We start from the raw sequence: 15,785 nt of genomic DNA, 5'->3' as shown, positions 1-15,785 counted from the left end.
ATTGCCGCTTGTGGCGGTTGAGTCACTCACTGTCAATCACTTCCTGGATGACGCCCTGCAGCTCCTCCGCCTTGAACGGCAGGCCGCGGACCTGGTTGTAGCCGATCACGTCGACGAGGTACCGGCCGCGCAGCAGCATCGCGAGCTGGCCGAGGTTGATCTCCGGGACGATGACCTTGTCGTAGGAGCGCAGCACCTCGGGCAGGTTCGCGGGGAACGGGTTGAGGTGCCGCACGTGGGCCTGCGCGATGGCCCGGCCGGTCGAGCGGACCCGCCGGACGGCCGCGGAGATCGCCCCGTACGTCCCGCCCCAGCCCATGACCAGGACGCGGGCCGCACCGGACGGGTCGTCCACGGCGAGCGGCTCGATGTCGTTCGCGATGCCGTCCACCTTGGCCTGGCGGAGCCGGACCATCGTGTCGTGGTTGGTCGGGTCGTAGGAGATGTTGCCGGACCCGTCGGCCTTCTCCAGCCCGCCGATCCGGTGCTCCAGCCCCGCCGTGCCCGGGATCGCCCACGGGCGGGCGAGGGTCTCCGGGTCGCGCTGGAACGGCTGGAACCCCTCCTGCGCCGGTTCGGCGAAGTTCGGCTCGATCTTCGGCAGCGACGCCACGTCCGGCAGCCGCCACGGCTCGGAGCCGTTCGCGAGATAGCCGTCCGACAGCAGGATCACCGGGGTGCGGTACTTCACCGCGATCCGCGCCGCCTCCAGCGTCGCGTCGAAGCAGTCCGACGGGGACTGCGGCGCGATCACCGGTACCGGCGCCTCGCCGTTGCGGCCGTACATGGCCTGGAGTAGGTCGGCCTGCTCGGTCTTGGTCGGCATACCGGTGGAGGGGCCGGCCCGCTGCACGTCGATGACCAGCAGCGGAAGCTCGGTCGCGACGCCGAGGCCGATCGTCTCGCTCTTCAGCGCGAGACCCGGGCCGGACGTCGTGGTGACGCCGAGCGACCCGCCGAACGAGGCGCCGAGCGCCGCGCCGACCGCGGCGATCTCGTCCTCGGCCTGGAACGTTCGCACCCCGAACCGCTTGTGCTTGGAGACCTCGTGCAGGACGTCCGACGCCGGGGTGATCGGGTACGAGCCGAGGAAGACCGGCAGCCCGCTCTGCACGCCCGCCGCGACCAGCCCGTACGCGAGCGCGAGGTTCCCGGTGATGTTGCGGTACAGGCCGGGCTCGTGCTCGGCCGGCTTGACCTCGTACTGCACCGAGAACGCCTCGGTGGTCTCGCCGTAGGACCAGCCCGCCTGGAAGGCCGCGATGTTCGCCTTCATGATCTCGGGCTTGGTGGCGAACTTGCGTTCCAGAAAGCTGAGTGTCCCCTCGGTGGGACGGTGATACAGCCAGGACAGCAGCCCGAGCGCGAACATGTTCTTCGCCCGCTCGGCGTCCTTCTTGGAGATGTCGAAGTTCTCAAGCGCCTTCACGGTCATCGAGGTCAGCGGCAGCGCGTGCACGCGGTACTCGCCGAGCGAGCCGTCCTCGACGGGGTCGGACGCGTAGCCGACCTTGGTGAGGTTGCGCTTGCTGAACTCGTCGGTGTTGACGATGAGGTCCGCCCCGCGCGGCAGGTCCGCGAGGTTGGCCTTGAGGGCGGCCGGGTTCATCGCGACCAGCACGTTGGGCGCGTCGCCCGGCGTGAGGATGTCGTGGTCGGCGAAGTGCAGCTGGAAACTGGACACGCCGGGCAGCGTCCCGGCGGGGGCGCGGATCTCGGCTGGGAAGTTCGGCAGCGTCGACAAGTCGTTGCCGAACGCCGCGGTCTCCTGGGTGAAGCGGTCGCCGGTCAGCTGCATCCCGTCGCCGGAGTCGCCGGCGAAGCGGATGATGACGCGGTCGAGCTGCTGGACCTGTTTGGTCACAGAGGAAGACCTCCTCGACGGGCAGCATCTGTCCCCGGGGAGGCACCCGGGATCGTGATGCTACTTAGGCTTACCTTCATGGTATGTCCGGGATCGGATGGGGCTGTCGGGACGACCGCTCACCGGGAGTTGCGACCTGGGGCGGTGTCTCCGCTCATCCCGGACACAGGCCGCTGCGCTGTCGGCACAGGTCGACGTGCAGCCGCCGGACCAGCCGCCGCGCGTGGCTCGTCGAGGAGCCACGGCTCCCCAGGCGCGTGGAGTTCACGTCCCGAAGTGTAGACAGCGCGGATCCCGCCGGGCCGCACCGGCCCTGGACGCGTGTCTCATGGGGTTCCAGGGGCCTGTGATGTGGCCACCTCCGGCCGCGGTGACCGCTCGGCCGACGGCTGCCCCGTCTGGGACGGCCCCGGCGTGGGGGGCTTCGGTTTCAGCACGGCCTTGCGTTCCCGGTCGACCCGGGCGAGCAGCTTCGGGACGTCCGCCGGGTCCAGCGCCTGGCCGACGACCCGGGCCGCCGCCTCGTACGGGTAGGAGCCGGGGTTGTCGAGCGCGTTGCGCATCCAGTGCCGCCACAGCCCGCTGGTGACGGTGCAGCGCAGCACCAGCGCGCGGTCGGCCGGCACCGGGCCGGACGCCGTGCAGGAACCGAGCGGCTTGCCCCTGGAGGCGATGGAGGCCCGCATCGCGGCGCGTGCGTCTTCCGGCACCGTCCCCTGGGGGGCGCTCAGCGTGGCGGGCAGGCTTACCGTGCAGCCGTTGGTGTTCTGGTCGCAGTTGCTGAACGTCAGCGTCCCCGGCGTGAAGCGCAGGGCCGGGTCGGGCGCGCCGCCCAGCATGGCCACCTTCGGCCGCAGTTCGGCGAACAGCGTCCCGGGCGCGGCCACGGGTGCCGCGCTGAACCGCGGCGCGCTCTGCCCGGCGGCCCGCACGGCCAGCAGCCGGTAGGGGGCCGCGGCCGTGACCAGGTAGTCGGCCCCCGGCGTCTTGATCCGGTACGCGCGGACGCCGTTCACGTTCTCCGTCGGCGGGGCCGCCGACGCCTTGGCCAGCGTCTTCGCGATCGACTTGGGCCCGAGGACGTCCGGGACGTCGAAGCCCGGCACGGACGCGGGCGCCTTCGACCAGCGGTCCGCGTAGTACTCGGGGTGCGCGACGTCCCCGGCGTAGTCGCGCCAGAACGCGAGCCCCGCCTTGAGGTAGGTGACGCCGTCGATCGCGACGACGTCGGCGGTCAGCGTTCCCGCGACGAGCGTGCCGGTCACCGAACCCGCCGGTGTCGCCCGCAGATGCGCCTGGACGGGCCGCCCCATCAGCGTCATCGTGCCGTCGTAGCGCAGGCCCGTCCCGGAGGTGAGGGCTCGTCCGGCCGCGATCGTCCACGCGGGCGGCGGTGCGGACACGGTGGGCTTGGGCGTCTTCTTCACCGGCTTCTCGTCCCCGCCGAGCGTGACGGCGGCGCCGGCTCCGGCCGCGACCACGACGGCCGCCGTGCCCGCGGCGGCCATGATCCGCAGCCTTCGCGGACCCCGCCGGCCGCCCTTCCCGGCCGGGGCCGGAACCGGCCCTCCCGGCGGCACGAACCCTCCCGGCGGCATGGCCCCTCCCGGCGGCATGGCCCCGCTGGGCGGGACGGGCGGCACCGCGCCGTCCGGTGGTGCCGGGGAGGCGGGGACGGCGCCGGCGACGTGGACGTCCCCGGGATGGGGGGCGGAGGGTGTTCCGGGGGCGTCCGGGCGGGAGAAGGAGGCCGCGGATGACGGCTCGTCCTGTTCAGCGCTCACTCGGTCTCACTCTGCTCACTTCCGGGGCCCGGTTTCGGCCCGACCGCCAGGCACGAAGCAAGGAATCTGAGGCGTCCTCCAAAGGGTGCCGGCAAGGCTCCAGACCGGTCCGGGAGGTGGTGGGCCGGTCGCCGGGGCCCTGGAGGGGCGTCTCCACAGAGCATAAGGGTGCCCGGCGGCGCTTCCCCCCGGACGGGAGGAGCGCCGCCGGGCACCCGGGCGGCGGGATCAGTGCGCGGTGCCCCGCACCGCGCGCCTCACCTGCGCCTCATTCGCTGTCGAGCCCGTTCTGCAGAGCCTGCACCTCGGCGGGCGTGGCGCCGATCACCTTGTACTCGGCGTGCTTGTAGAACGTGCCGCCGGTGGACTTGGCCCAGCTCGTCCACGCGCCGCTGGTGACCCGGCAGCTCGCCCACTGCGAGTCGCTGCCGGTGATGGTGATCCGGGTGGTGCAGTTGCCGAGGTCCCGGCCGGTCAGCGTGCCGGCGGTGATCCGGAACCGCACGTCGACGGTGACGGGCTTCTCCACGTCGTACGGCGGGCGGATCTTCGCCTCCACCGTGCAGCCGGAGTTGCCGTTGCAGCCGCCCTTCTTCCACTCGTCGACCGACGGGCGGGCCGACCCGTTGAAGGAGTCCTTCAGCTCGCCCATGTTCGTGCGCATGTCGGAGATGAGGGACGAGGCGTCACCGGCGTCCTTCGGGGTGACGTCCAGCGTGACGCGCGGGGTGGTGGCCTCGTAGCGCATCAGCTGCGCGTCGTCCTCGTCGGTGATGTAGATGGTGGAGGCGAAGGTGCTGAACTTCAGGGCCTTCTTCCCCTGCCACGTGGTCTCGATGGGCTTGACACTGGAGGTCTTCGCCAGGCGCACCTTGGCGGCCAGTGCCGCCGGCGTCAGCTGCGTCTTGAAGTCGAGGTCGAGTTCGTCGTCGCCCAGCCGCCCCCACTGCTCGCCGCTCTTCAGGTAGAACTGGTCGTCGGCGGAGGAGATCTCCCGCTCCCAGTACGCCTTGTCGGCCTTCACGAACAGCTTGCCGTCGGCCGACAGCAGGGTGACGTTGTTGCCGCCCCAGGTGACGGGCCCCATCGCGCGGCCGCCCTTGGTGACGTTCAGCTCACCGGTCAGCGTCTCGGAGCCGCCGAAGGTGCCCTTCAGCCCGACGGCGCGCGCCGAGTCGAGGCCGGTGGCCGCGGTGGCCAGCTTCTCCTCGGGCGACTTGCCGCTGCTGGCGGCCAGCGCGAACACCACGACGCCGATGATGACGATGATGACGAGGCCGCCGCCGAGCAGGGCCGCGATCAGGGCACCCCCTCCGCCGCGCTTCGGCGGCGGCATGCCGGGGCCCATCGGGGCACCGCCCATCGGGGCGCCGGGCGGCGGCGGGAAGAAGGGGGGCGGCGTTCCCGGGCCGCCGAAACCGCCGGGCGGGGGAGCGCCGCCCGGGCCGACGCCACCCGGCCCACCTGCGTTTCCAGGGCCGCCGGGAGCGGGGCCGCCCGGACCCGCGGGCGGCGGTGGAGGCGGCCAGGAGGCACCGCCCGGGGATTCCCAGCCCGGGGGAGGTGGAGGGTTGCTCATCCGGTCACGTCCTTCCAGGTCAAGACGACCCAATGCAAGCCTAGTGTGCAGTAAAACCATGACATTGTGGTCCCCCGGGGTGGAGGTACAACGCCACACTCCCCTGACCCTTGTTGTGGGGTACTGGATGAGACGCACGCGAGGAGGATCTGGTGCATAACTATTTCGACACGTATGTCGTTGTGGTCGTACTGCTCCTCGTCGGCGCGGGGATCGTCGGCGGCGCGCTCGCGGCGAACCGGATGCTGCGTCCGGATCGTCCCACGGCCGAGAAACTGACCACCTACGAGTGCGGCGTCGACCCGGTCGGCGAGGGCTGGGCCCACTCGTACGTGCGCTACTACGTCTTCGCCTACCTGTACGTCGTGTTCGCCGTGGACGCGGTGTTCCTGTTCCCCTGGGCGACGGTCTTCTCCGCGCCCGGCTACGGGGCGACGACGCTCGGCGAGATGTTCGTCTTCCTGGCGTTCCTGGCCACCGGGCTCGCCTACGCGGGCAAGAAGGGCGTCCTCTCCTGGGTCTGACCCCCGGTGGCGCTGTAACAATGGCGCTGTGGGCACCATCGATCTACCGCCGCCGAGGGTCGGGCCGCTGTCGCGGCTCGCGCCCAAGCCGATCAAGTTCGTGCTCAACTGGGGCCGCCGCTACTCGCTGTGGGTCTTCAACTTCGGCCTGGCCTGCTGCGCCATCGAGTTCATCGCGACGTCGATGAGCCGGCACGACTTCATCCGGCTCGGCGTCATCCCCTTCGCGCCCGGTCCCCGGCAGGCCGACCTCATGGTGGTCTCCGGCACCGTCAGCGACAAGATGGCGCCCGCCGTGCGGCGCCTGTACGAGCAGATGCCCGAACCCAAGTACGTCATCTCGTTCGGCGCCTGCTCCAACTGCGGCGGACCGTACTGGGACTCCTACTGCGTCACCAAGGGCGTCGACCAGATCATCCCGGTGGACGTGTACGTGCCCGGCTGCCCGCCGCGCCCGGAGGCGCTGCTGCAGGGCATCGTCCACCTGCAGGAGAAGATCGCGGCCGAGTCGCTCGGCGACCGCTACGGCGGCGGGGAGCCGCTCGGCCCGCCGCCCGCGCCGCGTCCGCTGTCGGCGACGGTGCTGCGCCGTCCGCTCCAGCCGCCGCCCCCGCCGGACGAGGAGGAGACGTTCGAGCACTGGGACGTCCTGGCGGACGAGACCGGCGAACCCGCCGCCCCGCGGGGCGCCGGCCCGGACGACGAGACCATCCCCGTCCAGCACCTCGGGGACGTTCCCGTGCCCGGTGAGACCGGGCCGATGGAGGACCGGCGGCTCGCGCCGGTCCCGCCGCCGGACGAGCAGGAGACCCGCCCGGTCCCGGTGGTCGGGGAGCCGGTGGTCGGGGAGCCGGTGGCGGGGGAGCCGGTGGCCGGGGAGCCGGAGCCGCCCGTCCACCCGGACGACGAGGTGACGCAGCCCGTCACCGCGCTGGCGGACGAGGCCGCGGCCGCGGAGCACGATCCGTCGATCATCCCCGGCCTGGTCGACGACGACGATCATGACGACCGGATCGGACGCGACCGGTGAGCGCCGAACTGGCGGACGAGCTGACCCGCGCCTGGACGGCCCGCTTCGACGACGAGGTCACCACCGAGGAGACGTTCGGCGGCCTCGCCGTCGGGGTGCCGCCCGAGCACTGGGTGGACGCGCTGACCTTCGCCCGCGACGACCTGTCCTGCGGGTTCTTCGACTGGCTGACCGGCGTGGACGAACTGGAGGACGGCTTCGCCGTCGTCGCCCACCTGTACTCGCTGGAACGCCGGCACCATCTGCTGGTCCGGACGCGCGTCCCGCGGCGGGCCCCGGTGCTGGCGACGGCGACGGGCGTCTACCGGGGCGCCGCGTGGCACGAGCGGGAGACCGCGGAGATGTTCGGGATCCTGTTCGAGGGCCACCCGAACCTCGTCCCGCTGCTGCTGCCGGACGGTTTCGAGGGCCACCCGCTGCGCAAGGACTTCGTGCTCGCCGCCCGCGTCGCCAAGCCGTGGCCGGGCGCCAAGGAACCGGGCGAATCCGGCCACGGCGCGCCCAGCCGCCGCCGTGTCCGCCCGCCCGGCGTACCGGACGACTGGGGGCCCGATGCTTGAGGTCGTGGTCAAGCTGGCCCTCGTCGCGGGGGCGTTCGCGCTGCTGCCGCTGCTGGTGGGGCAGGCCGAGCACAAGGTGATGGCGCACATGCAGGGCCGCCTCGGCCCCATGTACGCGGGCGGCTTCCACGGCTGGGCGCAGCTCATCGCCGACGGGGTCAAGTTCGCGCAGAAGGAGGACGTGGTCCCGCGCGACGCCGACCGGTGGGTGTTCAAGCTGGCGCCGGGCGTGGCGCTCGTCCCGTACCTGCTGGTCCTGCTGGTGATCCCGGTCGGTCCCGGCGGCCAGGTCGCGCTCGACCTCGGGCCCGGCGTCTTCTTCGCGCTCGCCGTCATGGGCGTCGGCGTGATCGGCGCGATCATGGCGGGCTGGGCGTCGGCGAACAAGTACTCGCTGCTCGGCGGGATGCGGGTCGCCGCGCAGCTGATGTCGTACGAGCTGCCGATGGTGTTCGCGGCGGCGTCGGTGGCGATGGCGGCCGGGACGCTGTCGCTGCAGGGCATCGTCGGGGAGTGGCGCTGGTGGTGGCTGCCGTGGCAGGCGGTGGGCGCCGTGGTCTTCTTCGTCGCCGGCCTGGCCGAGCTGCGCCGGCCGCCGTTCGACATGCCGGTCGCCGACTCGGAGATCATCTTCGGCCCGTACACCGAGTACGGCGGGCTGCGGTTCGCGCTGTTCCTGCTCGCCGAGTACGCCGGGATCGTGGTGCTGTGCGCGCTGACGGCCGTCCTGTTCCTGGGCGGCTGGAAGGGCCCGTTCCTGAACACCGAGCTGGGCTGGCTGTGGACGCTGCTCAAGGTCGGTGTGCTGGCGTTCTGCGTGATCTGGCTGCGGGTCAGCTACCCGCGGATGCGCGAGGACCAGTTGCAGAAGCTCGCCTGGGCGTGGCTCGTCCCGCTGTCACTCGCCCAGCTCGCGCTCACCGGCGTCCTCAGGGTCGCGCTCTGAGCGGCCGGGCGTCACTTCGGGAAGGCCGAGGTCACTTCAGGAAGATCGTGTAGTCGGCCATCAGCGGCAGGACGTCGGGCGGGATGTCGGCGTCCACCGCCATCTCCTCGGCGGACACGAACCCGCCGTGCTCTTCACGGCGGCGGATGACGCGGCCGGCCATCTCCGGCGTCATGCCGGGCAGCTTCTCGATGATCTCGCGGGGCGCGTGGTTGACGTCCACGAGCCCGCCGTCGTCGTAGGTGCGGGGCTCGTCGGGACGGCCGATCCGCAGTTCGCGAGCCAGCGCCGGGTCCTCGGCGGCGAGCGCGCGGGCCTCCGCACGCAGCGTCCGCCGGTACTTGGCGATCTGGATGGCGTGCTCGTTCTGCCGGTTGCGGGGCGCCTCGCGGGGGAAGACCGACGTCCGGACGGCGAACGCGTGCCCGGTGCCCGCCAGCCACAGCATGATCGCCAGGAACGCCCCGAGCACGGTGAGGAGCGGGTCGCCGGACTGCATCAGGGTGAGGACGCCGGCCGTGCCGATGCCGTAACCGGCGGCGACCGCGCCGAGCCCCCACGATCCGCGCCGGATCGCGGCGTAGAGGAACGCGAACGGCGTCCCGTAGCCGAGTGTGATGAACGGTACGAACGCCCACAGGACGTCATTCGCCGACTCCGCGGACGGCGGCGGGAGGGGCGGCGACACGGGAGGCGGTGGGGCGGGCGGCCCCGGATAGGGCGGACGCCCTCCGGCCGGCCCGAACGCCCGCGGCGGCGGCCGGCGGCTCGGCTGGGTGTGCCCGGGTTGGGCGTGCCCGGGGTACGGCGCCCCGGGGTACGGCGCTCCGGGGTACGAGGGCCCTGGATACGGGGCCCCGGGGTACGGACGCTCCGGCATGGGCAGGCGGCCGGACTCCGGATCGAACGGGCGGTCTGCGTGATGACTCACAAGTCCTCCCTGCCCGTAAGCCCGCCATCTACCACACGGCCTACTCCAGGTAGGACGAACGCAGGACCCATCGCGTTCCCCCCGCGCCCGTGGTGCGCAATCATGGGGCGTGTGGGACGGCTACCAGGAGGCGGGCTGGCCAAGGGGCTGGCGGTCACGTTGCGGACGATGACGCGGCGATCCATAACGCGTCAATACCCGGAAGTGCAACCTGACCTGCCACCGCGCAGCCGGGGCGTCATCGCGCTGTTCGAGGAGAACTGCACCGTCTGCATGCTGTGCGCCCGCGAATGCCCCGACTGGTGCATCTACATCGACTCCCACAAGGAGACCCTCCCGGCCGAGGGCGGCGGACGCCCGCGGACCCGCAACGTCCTCGACCGGTTCGCGATCGACTTCGCGCTGTGCATGTACTGCGGGATCTGCGTCGAGGTGTGCCCGTTCGACGCGCTGTTCTGGTCGCCGGAGTTCGAGTACGCCGAGTACGACATCGCGGAGCTGACGCACGAGAAGGAGCGGCTGCGCGAGTGGATGTGGACCGTCCCGCCGCCGCCGGCCCATGATCCGGCCGCCGAGCCGCCGAAGGAGATCGCCGCGGCGGAGAAGGCGGCGGCGCGGGCCGCGCGCCGGGCGCCGGGGACCGGAACATGAGCGGTCAGGAGATCGTGTTCACGCTGCTGGGGGTGGTCGCGGTCGGGGCCGGGATCCTGGTGGTGACGACGCGGCGGCTCGTCCACGCGGCGCTGTGGCTGGTGGTGTCGTTCGGCGCGCTCGCGGGCGGATACCTGGTGCTGACGGCGGAGTTCGTCGCCTGGGTGCAGGTCCTCATCTACGTCGGCGCGATCGTCGTGCTGCTGCTGTTCGGGATCATGCTGACGCGGGCGCCGATCGGGGGGTCCGCCGATCTGGACTCCGGGAACCGGTGGGCCGCGCTGGCGGTCGCCGCCGCCACCGCCGCGGTCCTCGTCACCGTGCTGGTCATGGGGTTCGGGGACCGGCGGATGCCGCTGCACGCGGGCGGCGGGTCGGCGCGGGAACTGGGCGCCGGGGTGTTCCGGACGTGGGTGCTGCCGTTCGAGGTGCTGTCGGTGCTGCTGCTGGCCTCGCTGGTCGGCGCGATCGTCCTGTCCCGCTCCGACATCGGGCCGCGGGACTCCGGCACGGGGCCGCGCAAGGAGGACGGCTGATGCATCTCGCCTATCCCACGGTCGTCGCCGCGCTGCTGTTCTCCGCCGGCGTGTACGGGGTGCTGGCGCGCCGCAACGCGATCCTCGTGCTGATGTCGGTCGAGCTGATGCTGAACGCGGTGAACCTGAACCTCGTCACGTTCGACATCTGGTACCGGGACCGGCTGCACGGCGGCCAGGTCCTCACGCTGTTCACCATCGTGATCGCGGCGGCCGAGATCGGGCTCGGGCTGGCGATCGTCCTGCTGGTGTTCCGGAACCGGAAGATGATCGACGTCGACCGGCTGCGGACGCTGGCCGAGGACGCGGCGGACGACGAGGCGGCGGGCGGCGTGGCCCGTCCGCGTCCGGCGGAGCCGGAGACCGAGACCGAGGCGGTCGACGCGCGATGATCTGGCTCGCCGCACTGGTGGTCCTGCCGCCGTTCCTCGCCGCGTTCACCGGGATGCTGTCCGGGCCGTCGCTGACCCGTCTCGTGCGCGGCCTGCCGGGCGGCGGGTCGGGCGTGATCGCGTGCGTGCCGGTCGCGGTGTCGCTGGTGCTGTCGGCGATCGTCGCGTTCGCCGTGTGGCGCGCCCCGGGCGAGCGGACGGGCACGCTCACGCTGGTCGACACCGGGTCGGTGCCGATCCGGGTCGGGCTCCAGGTGGACGGCCTGTCCGCGGTGACCGGGCTCATGGTGTGCTGCGTCGCGCTCGCCGTCCAGGTGTACTCGGTCGCCTACATGAAGGACGACCGGCGGTACTCGTCCTACGCGGCGTTCATCTCGCTGTTCACCTCGGCGATGCTGCTGGTCGTCTACGCGGGTGACCTTCTCGTCCTGTACGTGGGCTGGGAGGTCATGGGCATCTGCTCGTACTTCCTGATCGGGCATCGCTGGGAGGAGCGGGCGAACTCGCGAGCGGCGGTCAAGGCGTTCCTGGTCACCCGGCTCGGCGATGCGGGGTTCCTGATCGGCGTGATCGTGCTGGGCGTCGGCGCGGGGACGTTCGAGATCGGCGGGGTCCTGCGGGCGGTGGGCGGCCTGCCCGGCGGGGCGGTGACGGCGGCGGCGCTGCTGCTGCTCGCCGGGGTCGCGGGCAAGAGCGCGCAGTTCCCGCTGCACACCTGGCTGCCGGACGCGATGGCGGGCCCCACGCCGATCAGCGCCCTCATCCACGCGGCGACGATGGTCGCGGCCGGCGTCTACGTCGTCGCGCGGCTGTACGGGGTGTTCCTCGCCGCCCCGGCCGCGCTCGCCGTGCTGGGCCTCATCGCGGTGATCTCCATGGTCGGCGCGGCGTGCGCGGCGCTCGCGCAGGACGACCTGAAACGCGTCCTGGCGTACTCGACGATCAGCCAGCTCGCGGTGATGGCCGCCGGGCTCGCGGTCGGCGCGAAGTCCGCGGCGATCTTCCACCTGCTGACGCACGGCGCGTTCAAGGCGCTGCTGTTCCTCGCCGCCGGATGCGTCATCGCCGTCGCCGGCTCGACCATGCTGGCGCAGTACGGCGGGCTGCGGCGCGGCATGCCGATCACGTTCTGGTCGATGACGATCGGGCTGGCCGCGCTCGCGGGCGTCCCGCCGCTCAGCGGATGGTTCTCCAAGGACTCCATCATCGAGGCCGCCCAGCACGCGGCCCTCCACGGCGGCGAGTCGGCCGTCATACCCCCAGCGGCCCCTACATCCGCCGGGTACGCGCAATGCAAGTTCGACTCGTCGCTCGTCTGTACTCCGATTCACGATGACTCGACGCTGGGGACGCTCCCACCTGTTCACCTTGAGATCAGCTACAACGCCCCTGCCATGGACCTGCCTGCCGGCATCGCGTGGCTGGTCTATCTGGGGTTGCTGGTCACGGTCGCCCTGACGGCCGCTTACGCGATGCGGACGTGGCTGATGACGTTCTTCGGCGAGCCGCGCGGCTCCTACGAGGCGCGGGACCCGTCGCGCCTCATGTCGTGGACGGTCGCGGCCTTGGCCGTCCCCGCCGCGATCCTCGGATTCTTCGGTCTCGGCGCTTCGGAGTTGCGTCCGCACCTTGGAGCGTCGTTGCTGAGCGTCCTGCTGGTCGCCCTTGGGGCGGGTGCCGCCTTCCTCGTATGGAACCGTGACCCGGCTTTGGATCCTGCGCGCGCGCTTGGCCCGGTCCGTCCCGCCTTCGCGCGGGCCTTCTTCGTGGACGAGCTCTACGCGGTGGCGATCGTCCGGCCCGTCCAGGCATTGGCGCGTTACGTCGTCACGTTCGACCGCGACCGCGTCGATGCGGCCGTCGTCGGCACCGCGCGGGCGGCGGGCCGGCTCGGCGGGCTGCTCCGCGTCCCGCAGAACGGCAACCCGCAGACCTACCTCACCGGCCTGCTCGCCGGCGTCGTCGTCATCGTGGCCGGGGTGGTGATCTTCCTGTGATCTTCGTGCTGATGCTGGCGCTCCCCCTCGCCGGGGCGCTGGCGATGCTCGTCCCGGCGAACCGGTTCCTGCGCACCGACTTCGCCGTCCGCGCGTTCGGGACGGCCGTGTCCGCCGCGACGCTGCTGGTCGCGGTCTCCGCGCTGACGGCGTTCGACTTCGGCGCCACCTCCCGCGTCCAACTGGAGATCGACCGCGCCTGGGCGCCCGCGATCGGCCTGCGGTTCCACCTCGGCGTGGACGGGATCTCGCTGCCGCTCGTCGCGCTGACCGCGCTGCTGACGTTCCTGTGCTTCCTCTACACGCTGCGGCGCCCGCCGGAGGGCGGCCGGACGCGGCTGCTCACCGCGCTCCTGCTCGTCCTGGAGATCGGGATGCTCGGCACGTTCGTCGCCCTCGACCTCGTGCTGTTCTTCGTGTTCTTCGAGACCGTCCTGGTCCCCATGTACGCGGTGATCATGCTGTGGGGCGGGCCGGGACGCCGCGCCGCCGCCGCCAAGTTCATCCTCTACACGCTGCTCGGCTCCGGCCTGCTCCTCGCGGGGATGCTGCTCGTCGGCGCGCAGGCCGACACGCTCGACATGACCGCGCTCGCCGGCCGGCACGGGTCCGGGCTGCCGCACGGCATCCAGATCACGGCCTTCGCCCTGATGGGGATCGGGCTCGCGGTCAAGGCGCCGATGTGGCCGCTGCACACCTGGCTGCCGGACGCGCACACCGAGGCGCCGACCGTCGGGTCCGTGCTGCTGGCCGGGGTGCTGCTGAAGATGGGCACGTACGGGCTGGTCCGGGTCGCGCTGCCGCTCGCCCCGGACGGCGCGCGGTTCTGGGCGCCCTGGCTCGGGCTCCTCGCCGTCATCGGGATCGTCTACGGCGCGCTCGCCTGCCTCGCCCAGCGCGACCTGAAACGGATGATCGCCTACTCGTCCGTCGGGCACATGGGGTTCGTCCTGCTCGGCATCGCGACGCTCACCCCCGTCGGGATCAACGCGGCGCTGTTCGGCAACATCGCGCACGGCCTGATCACCGGCCTGCTGTTCTTCCTCGCGGGCTCGGTCAAGGAACGCTGGGGGACCGGCGACATGGACGCGATCGGCGGCGGCATGCTCGGCACGTCGCCCCGGCTGGCGTCGATCCTGACGTTCGCGTCCGTCGCCTCGCTCGGGCTGCCCGGACTCGCCGGGTTCTGGGGCGAGGTGCTGGCGCTGGCCGGCGCGTACCGGCCGCACGCGGACCTGCCGCGCGAGACGTTCGTGACGTTCATGGCCGTCGCCGCGCTCGGCGCCGTGCTGACCGCCGCCTACTTCCTGCGGATGCTCGCCAGGCTCACCCACGGGCCGTCCTCGCCGCGGTCCGGCCCCGTCGCGGCCGTGTCGCCGCAGGAGTACGCGGCGTGGGTGCCGCTGATCGCGCTCACGCTGCTCGTCGGCCTGTGGCCGAAGACCCTGCTGGACGTGACCACCGGTCCCGTCCGCGCGCTGTTCGGAGGCGGCTGATGATCCAGGGCATCGACTACGCGGCGATCTCGCCGCCGCTGATCCTCGCCGTCGCCGCGATCGGGCTGCTGCTCGCCGACGCGTTCGACGCGCCCCGCCGCGTGCTGTCCCTGGTGTCCGGCGGGTCGCTCGCCGCCGCGCTGATCGCCGTGCTCGCGCTGGCCGCCGGCGACCGCCGCGCCACGTTCTGCCTGCCGGACGGCCTGCGCTCCGGCGGCCCCCGCTCCTGCTCCTACGTCGCGGACGACTTCACGCTGCTGTTCCAGGGGATCGTCCTGGGCGCCGCCGTGATCGTCGTGCTGCTGTCCCTGCAGGAGATCACCGACTCGAAGATGCCGGTGGGCGAGTACCACTTCCTGCTGCTCGCCGCCGTCATCGGTGCCCTGACGCTGGTCGCGGCCCGCGACCTCGTCCTGCTGGTGGTCGCGCTGGAGACGCTGTCGCTGCCGGTGTTCGCGCTGGCCGCGCTCCGCCGCTACGACGGGACGGCGTCCGAGGCGGCGCTGAAACTGTTCCTGGTCTCCGTCGTCTCGACCGCGATCATGCTGTTCGGGATCAGCCTCCTGTACGGGGCGACCGGCGCCATGCACCTGGACCGCGTCGCGCCCGCCCTCGCCCGGCTGGACGCCGACCTGGACCCGGTCGCGTCCGTCGGATCGGTCCTCGTCCTCGCCGGATTCGCGTTCAAGGTCGCCGCCGTCCCGTTCCACTTCTGGGCCCCGGACGTCTACCAGGGCTCCCCGCTGCCCGTCGCCGCGTTCCTGTCCGTCGTGTCGAAGGCCGCCGGATTCGCCGGGCTCGTGATCGTCCTCGCCCTGGGCCTGCCCGCGTACGGGCACGTGTGGGGGCCGGTCATCGCCGTGCTCGCCGCGATCACGATGACACTGGGGAACCTGCTGGCGCTGCGGCAGCGGACCGCGATCCGGCTGCTCGCCTGGTCGTCGGTCGCCCAGTCCGGCTACATGCTCGCGCCCCTGGCCGTCGGCGCGAACCGGCTGCCCGAGGCCGTCGCCGCCACCACCGCCTACGTCGCCCTCTACGCCGTCATGAACCTCGGCGCGTTCGCCGTCGTGATCGGCTTCCGCCGCCGAGGTCCCGTCTCGGGGCGGTGGGACACCCTGGACGACTACCGCGGCCTCGCCCGCCGCAGCCCCGCCGTCGCCACGGCCCTCGCGTTCTTCCTGATCTGCCTCGCCGGCCTGCCGCCCGGTGTCATGGGGCTGTTCGCGAAGGTCGTCGTGTTCCGCGCCACCGTCGCGGGCGGCGTCACCTGGCTGGCCGTCATCATGGCGATCAACACGGTGATCGGGCTGTACTACTACCTGGCCTGGGCCGTGCGCCTGTTCACCCCGTCCCCCTCGGGCGAGCACTATGACGCGGCACCCGGCGCCGGCGTCCGCGCCGCGATCACCGCCACCGCGGCCGGCGCGGTCGTCCTGTCGGCGGCGCCGCAGATCGTCCTGCAGACGGTGTCCCAGGTGACCTGACCGGGAAC

At 72.2% G+C, this 15,785-nt stretch carries 14 protein-coding genes; 10 read left to right on the top strand and 4 right to left on the bottom strand.

What is annotated here, in order from left to right:
• Positions 1–22: 22 nt before the first annotated feature.
• From ACQP1N_RS30965 to ACQP1N_RS30955, 3 genes are all read right to left on the bottom strand, one after another.
• The gene (locus ACQP1N_RS30965; RefSeq protein ID WP_067805502.1) at positions 23–1,864 is read right to left on the bottom strand and encodes a 2-oxoacid:acceptor oxidoreductase subunit alpha; all 1,842 of its coding nucleotides are present in this window, start codon (positions 1,862–1,864) and stop codon (positions 23–25) included.
• 326 nt (positions 1,865–2,190) lie between these two features.
• Complete coding sequence (locus ACQP1N_RS30960) at positions 2,191–3,648, bottom strand: hypothetical protein (protein ID WP_433227843.1); 1,458 nt, start codon at positions 3,646–3,648, stop codon at positions 2,191–2,193.
• Between the two features lie 268 nt (positions 3,649–3,916).
• Complete coding sequence (locus ACQP1N_RS30955) at positions 3,917–4,996, bottom strand: hypothetical protein (protein ID WP_433227842.1); 1,080 nt, start codon at positions 4,994–4,996, stop codon at positions 3,917–3,919.
• A 383-nt stretch (positions 4,997–5,379) separates the two neighbouring features.
• Here ACQP1N_RS30955 and ACQP1N_RS30950 point away from each other — a divergent pair, with 383 nt between their 5' ends.
• Genes ACQP1N_RS30950 through ACQP1N_RS30935 form a run of 4 tightly spaced genes read left to right on the top strand, consistent with a single transcriptional unit; the run spans position 5,380 to position 8,287 of the window.
• Positions 5,380–5,751, top strand: coding sequence for an NADH-quinone oxidoreductase subunit A (locus ACQP1N_RS30950; RefSeq protein WP_067805493.1), 372 nt, complete (start codon positions 5,380–5,382; stop codon positions 5,749–5,751).
• 28 nt (positions 5,752–5,779) lie between these two features.
• Positions 5,780–6,781, top strand: coding sequence for an NADH-quinone oxidoreductase subunit B (locus tag ACQP1N_RS30945; protein ID WP_433227841.1), 1,002 nt, complete (start codon positions 5,780–5,782; stop codon positions 6,779–6,781).
• On the top strand, positions 6,778–7,341 hold the full coding sequence (locus tag ACQP1N_RS30940) for an NADH-quinone oxidoreductase subunit C (RefSeq protein WP_242608693.1): 564 nt from the start codon (positions 6,778–6,780) through the stop codon (positions 7,339–7,341). Before ACQP1N_RS30945 ends, ACQP1N_RS30940 begins: the two co-directional genes overlap by 4 nt.
• Positions 7,334–8,287, top strand: coding sequence for a complex I subunit 1/NuoH family protein (locus ACQP1N_RS30935; RefSeq protein WP_067805487.1), 954 nt, complete (start codon positions 7,334–7,336; stop codon positions 8,285–8,287). Before ACQP1N_RS30940 ends, ACQP1N_RS30935 begins: the two co-directional genes overlap by 8 nt.
• A gap of 31 nt (positions 8,288–8,318) precedes the next feature.
• On the opposite strand, the gene ACQP1N_RS30930 is transcribed toward ACQP1N_RS30935, so the two are convergent.
• Positions 8,319–8,975, bottom strand: a complete 657-nt coding sequence (locus tag ACQP1N_RS30930) for a ComEA family DNA-binding protein (protein WP_433227840.1) — start codon at positions 8,973–8,975, stop codon at positions 8,319–8,321.
• A gap of 447 nt (positions 8,976–9,422) precedes the next feature.
• Here ACQP1N_RS30930 and ACQP1N_RS30925 point away from each other — a divergent pair, with 447 nt between their 5' ends.
• The 6 genes from ACQP1N_RS30925 to ACQP1N_RS30900 are packed head-to-tail and all read left to right on the top strand — an operon-like array spanning position 9,423 to position 15,777.
• Positions 9,423–9,869 carry a 4Fe-4S binding protein gene (locus tag ACQP1N_RS30925; RefSeq protein ID WP_242608694.1) on the top strand — a complete coding sequence of 149 codons (447 nt, stop codon included), beginning with the start codon at positions 9,423–9,425 and terminating at the stop codon, positions 9,867–9,869.
• The gene (locus ACQP1N_RS30920) at positions 9,866–10,405 is read left to right on the top strand and encodes an NADH-quinone oxidoreductase subunit J family protein (protein ID WP_433227839.1); all 540 of its coding nucleotides are present in this window, start codon (positions 9,866–9,868) and stop codon (positions 10,403–10,405) included. Before ACQP1N_RS30925 ends, ACQP1N_RS30920 begins: the two co-directional genes overlap by 4 nt.
• A complete protein-coding gene (gene nuoK / locus ACQP1N_RS30915) occupies positions 10,405–10,797 on the top strand; it encodes an NADH-quinone oxidoreductase subunit NuoK (protein ID WP_067805473.1) in 393 nt (130 codons plus the stop codon). Before ACQP1N_RS30920 ends, nuoK begins: the two co-directional genes overlap by 1 nt.
• Positions 10,794–12,794 (top strand): NADH-quinone oxidoreductase subunit 5 family protein, encoded by a 2,001-nt coding sequence (locus tag ACQP1N_RS30910; protein ID WP_433227838.1) that lies wholly within the window; start codon positions 10,794–10,796, stop codon positions 12,792–12,794. The genes nuoK and ACQP1N_RS30910 overlap by 4 nt, the downstream gene beginning before the upstream one ends.
• Positions 12,791–14,290 carry a complex I subunit 4 family protein gene (locus tag ACQP1N_RS30905; RefSeq protein ID WP_433227837.1) on the top strand — a complete coding sequence of 500 codons (1,500 nt, stop codon included), beginning with the start codon at positions 12,791–12,793 and terminating at the stop codon, positions 14,288–14,290. The genes ACQP1N_RS30910 and ACQP1N_RS30905 overlap by 4 nt, the downstream gene beginning before the upstream one ends.
• Positions 14,290–15,777 (top strand): NADH-quinone oxidoreductase subunit N, encoded by a 1,488-nt coding sequence (locus ACQP1N_RS30900; protein ID WP_067805468.1) that lies wholly within the window; start codon positions 14,290–14,292, stop codon positions 15,775–15,777. The genes ACQP1N_RS30905 and ACQP1N_RS30900 overlap by 1 nt, the downstream gene beginning before the upstream one ends.
• Positions 15,778–15,785 lie beyond the last annotated feature (8 nt).

The organism is Actinomadura formosensis (assembly GCF_050948385.1).
GTDB lineage: Bacteria > Actinomycetota > Actinomycetes > Streptosporangiales > Streptosporangiaceae > Spirillospora > Spirillospora formosensis.
Note: the sequence above shows the minus strand (reverse complement) of the source record. Positions and strands in the feature narration are given on the sequence as shown.